The sequence below is a fragment of the Chroococcidiopsis cubana SAG 39.79 genome (assembly GCF_003991895.1).
In the GTDB taxonomy this organism is placed as follows: domain Bacteria; phylum Cyanobacteriota; class Cyanobacteriia; order Cyanobacteriales; family Chroococcidiopsidaceae; genus Chroococcidiopsis; species Chroococcidiopsis thermalis.
The window spans coordinates 256704-259201 of the sequence record NZ_RSCK01000001.1 but is presented as its reverse complement, the minus strand read 5'-3'; the positions used below and the strand labels follow the sequence as shown (position 1 = coordinate 259201).

Sequence of the window (2498 nt, the reverse complement as noted above, 5' to 3'; positions counted from 1 at the left end):
TCCATTTTTACAGCAGGTGGGCGATCTCCAGAAACTCTTGTTTTCAGCACTGAAACTCGTTCCTGTTGTCCCGTCGGTTTGTAGTCGCTGAAGAACGTATAGCTTCCAGGTTGGGGAAAACGAGCTTCCACCTCAAAGCGTCCATTGCTTTTGTAGACAGGATGTAAGTGTGCGAACGACTGTAGATCGTCGCTGACCATAATTAAGTGCATCAGTTCTTCTTGGAACGTGTCAAAATTGGCGATCGCGTTTCCATTGGAGTCTCGAATTTCAATCGCTAATTCAACGGAGGTATTGGGAGCGATCTTGTCTGGAGTTGTCAGTTTGGCTTTGGTAGCAGTTTTCTTCTCTCCGTCATTAGCACGATCCATCCCGTGTCCTTCATGGTTCACGTTTGCTTGTGCATGCTCGTTATGCTCGGTTGTACTACTCGCCATTGTTTCTTGAATGTTCGATGATGACGAGCAGCTTTGAACGAATAATAAGGTAGTTGCTATGGTAAACGCGATCGCTAAACGATTCATAAACTTTCTCCTATTTTCCAGCAGTCAATTAATCCTAAATTCTCCTGTAGGCTAGAGAGTCAAGGATTTTTCTCATAATTTCAGCAATTAAGCCCGATTATTGTCTGAATACGCAGCTTTTCGGGAACGAGATAACTGCAAGCGAACAGAACCGATCGCGATATATAAAATCGGTACGACAAACAAACTCAAAAATGTCGCAACTAGCATTCCTCCGAAAACTGCCGTCCCGAGCGATTGGCGACTGGCTGAACTCGCACCCGTAGCAACCACCAACGGGTAAGTTCCGAGTAGTGTTGAAATAGCGGTCATCAAAATCGGTCGCAAGCGTTCTTGAGAAGCTTGCACGGCTGCTTTGGTAACTGAAAGTCCCTGCTCGTGCAGTTGATTGGCAAATTCCACGATTAAAATCGCATTCTTACTTGCCAAGCCAATCAGCATCACTAACCCAACTTGACAGTAAATATCGTTGTACAAGCCGCGCATTGACTGAGCGAGCAATGCCCCTAAGATTGCCAAAGGAACAGATAACATAATCGTCAAGGGATCGATGAAGTTATTGTATTGAGCAGCCAATACCAAAAAGACAAAGAGCAGACCGAAAGCAAAAATGATGGGAGCTTGACCGCCTGACTCGATCTCTTCTAAAGAAATTCCCGACCATTCGTATCCCATACTTGCTGGTAGTATCTCAGCAGCTAGTTTTTCCATTGCTTCGATAGCTTGACCGGAACTAAAGCCAGGAGCTGACGCACCATTGATTTCAATCGAGCGCAATCGGTTGTAGTGATTAATCGTTTGCGGTCCCGTAGTAGACGTAACGTTGACGAGATTGCTCAGGGGAATCATTTCGCCCGTTTGCGATCGCACGTACAGTTGACCGATATTCTTGGGGTTAGAACGAAACGGCGTATCTGCCTGGACGTAAACTCGGTAAGTCTGTCGAAATGCCTCAAAGTCATTGACGTAGCGCGAACCGAGAAAAATTTGTAGCGTACTGTAGATCTCGTCTACAGGCACTTGTAAAGCTTTAGCTTTGTCGCGATCGACTTGAACGAGTAACTGCGGCGCATTAGCAGTATACGTGCTAAATACCCTTTGCAATTCTGGTGTTTGGTTGGCACGCTCCAACAACTTACCCATCGTTTGTACAAGGGTATCGATCTCGTTGTTATTACTCCGATCTTGTAACTGAAAGACAAAACCGCCTATACTACCCAAACCTTGAATTGCCGGAGGATTTACGGGAAGTACAGTTGCTTCCAAAATCGCAGAAAGGGGTTGTTGCACTTGAGCGATCGCCGCTTGAGCAGATTGGTGAGGTTGTTGGCGATCGCCCCAAGGCTTGAGTGGTGTTAAAATCAAACCTTGATTAGCAGTGTTACCAGTAAAGCTAAAACCGCCCAAGGCAAAAGTTCCGGCAACTTCAGGGTTTTTCAGCAGTATAGTTTCAGCTTGCTCGATAACTTGACTGGTGTAATTGAGCGAAGTGCCATCCGGTCCCTGAATCAGGTTGATAAAATAGCCTTGGTCTTCATCGGGAAGAAAGGCTTGCGGCGTGCGAAGATAAAGCCAAGCCGTGAGAAATAATGATGCAACAAATGCCGCAATTAAGATCGCTTTTATGCGTGTTAGGAGGTGGAGCGTCTGCTGGTATCTTCGGCGCAACCAGTCTAGAAACCGATCGAACCGAGTAAAAATCCAGCCTAAGATCCCTGGATATCTTGGTTCCTGGCGTAACAGCAAGGCAGAAAGCGCAGGCGTGAGCGTTAAAGCATTGAAGGTGGAAACGCCGATAGCAAAGGCAATAGTGAGGGCAAACTGTTGGTAGAGCTGTCCGGTAGAGCCTGGAAAGAAAGCAACTGGAACGAATACTGCCATCAGTACGAGCGAAGTAGCAATTACAGCTCCAAATAGTTCGTGCATTGCCTCCGATGCAGCTCGAAGCGGACTTAGCCCTTTTTCTTTCATCAA

1 protein-coding gene and 1 pseudogene are annotated in these 2498 nt (G+C 46.4%); both read right to left on the bottom strand.

The features are described 5' to 3' along the window. Positions 1-524 (bottom strand): annotated as a pseudogene (locus DSM107010_RS39280) (hypothetical protein); the annotation flags it as partial. 87 nt (positions 525-611) lie between these two features. Continuing rightward, positions 612-2498: efflux RND transporter permease subunit (locus DSM107010_RS41030; protein WP_241994079.1), on the bottom strand; the 1887-nt coding region annotated here is incomplete at its 5' end.